At 66.7% G+C, this 1,352-nt stretch carries 1 protein-coding gene and 1 other annotated feature; the gene reads right to left on the reverse strand.

Annotated features, from left to right (window positions below; translation table 11 throughout):
- Nucleotides 1-33 precede the first annotated feature (33 nt).
- Nucleotides 34-1,298 (reverse strand): IS3 family transposase gene (locus A5728_RS09410; protein WP_231885598.1). Its coding sequence is split into 2 segments (ribosomal slippage): nt 34-995 and nt 995-1,298, totalling 1,266 coding nucleotides; the frame shifts between segments, so codons are not numbered across the junction.
- Nucleotides 865-999: a sequence feature (AL1L pseudoknot), on the reverse strand. It overlaps the preceding gene by 135 nt.
- Nucleotides 1,299-1,352 lie beyond the last annotated feature (54 nt).

Genomic DNA, 1,352 nt, shown 5'->3' on the forward strand with positions numbered 1-1,352 from the left:
AGTGAAGCGCCCTGGGTCTGATGGAGACTCGCGCTATTTGATTCCGACCAGGTGTTCGCGGTCGGCTTGGACAGCATAGAACGCGTTCTCGAACTCGGCGGGCGGGACGTCGCCGAGGTAGCTGTGGAGGCGCTGCGTGTTGTGCCAGTGCACCCAACCGAGGGTGGCGAGCTCGAGATTCTCGACCGTCTTCCACGGCCCGGACCGGGCCGGCCCGCGGACGAGTTCGGCCTTGTAGTACCCGTTCACCGTCTCGGCCAGGGCATTGTCATAGCTGTCACCGACGGTCCCGATCGACGGCGTCGCGCCGATCTCCGCGAGGCGTTCGCCGTAGCGAATGGACGTGAATTGAGACCCCGCGTCGCTGTGACACCGCAGGTCCGCGTGGCGGTGACCTCTGGACCAGCGGGCCATCTCGATGGCGTCGAGGATCATCTCGGTGCGCATGTGCGACGCGACCCGCCACCCGACGATCATGCGGGAGAACGCGTCGATGATGAAGCACACGTACGCGACACCGGCCCAGGTCGCCACGAACGTCAGATCCGTCACCCAGAGCCGGTTCGGAGCGGTCGCGGTGAACTCCCGCTGCACCAGATCCGGGTGTCGCGCGGACGCCGGATCCGGCCTGGTCGTCTTCACCCGTTTCGAGCGCCTTGCGCCCTCGATCCCTGCCACCTTCATCAACCTCGCGGTCTGGTCGCGGCCGATCGCGATCCCCGCCCGCCGGGCCGCCTTCCAGAGCTTGCGGACCCCGTAGACCCGGTAGTTCGCCTCCCACAGCTCGACGAGCCGCGGGATCAGCTCCTCGTCCCGCTGGGCACGGGCGGACGGGGTGCGGGTCTTAGCGGCGTAGTAGCTGCTCGGAGCCACCTGCAACTGTCTGCAGATGAGCTCGACTCCGAGCCGGCGACCGTCGACGAGGTCGTCCTTGTTCGCGTCGATGAACGCGACTACTTCCGGTAGTGGCGGTCGAGCTCCGCCCCGAAGAAAGACGCAGCCCGCTTCAGCACCTCGTTGGCCCGGCGAAGCTCGCGGACTTCTTGCTCGAGCTCTTTCACCCGCTGCGCCTCCGCCGAGCTCACGCCGGAGGTGACACCCTCGTCGATGTCGGCCTGCTTCACCCACATCCGCACGGATTCGACCCCGTACCCGAGCTGCGTCGCGACTCGCTGCACGGTTCCTTGCGTGACCCCGAGCTCGGCCCGCAGCGTCCTCACCATCCGCACCGCGGCGGCCTTCTCCTCGTCCGAGTAGCGACGCGTCGTCGGCTTCCCATTCGCCAGTTCCTTCGGCATAACTCCATCCTCGTTTCCAAGGTCAGGAGCCTCCAACAAACTCAGGGCGCTTCA

This window comes from Kocuria sp. ICS0012 (genome assembly GCF_001665945.1).
GTDB lineage: Bacteria > Actinomycetota > Actinomycetes > Actinomycetales > Micrococcaceae > Kocuria > Kocuria marina.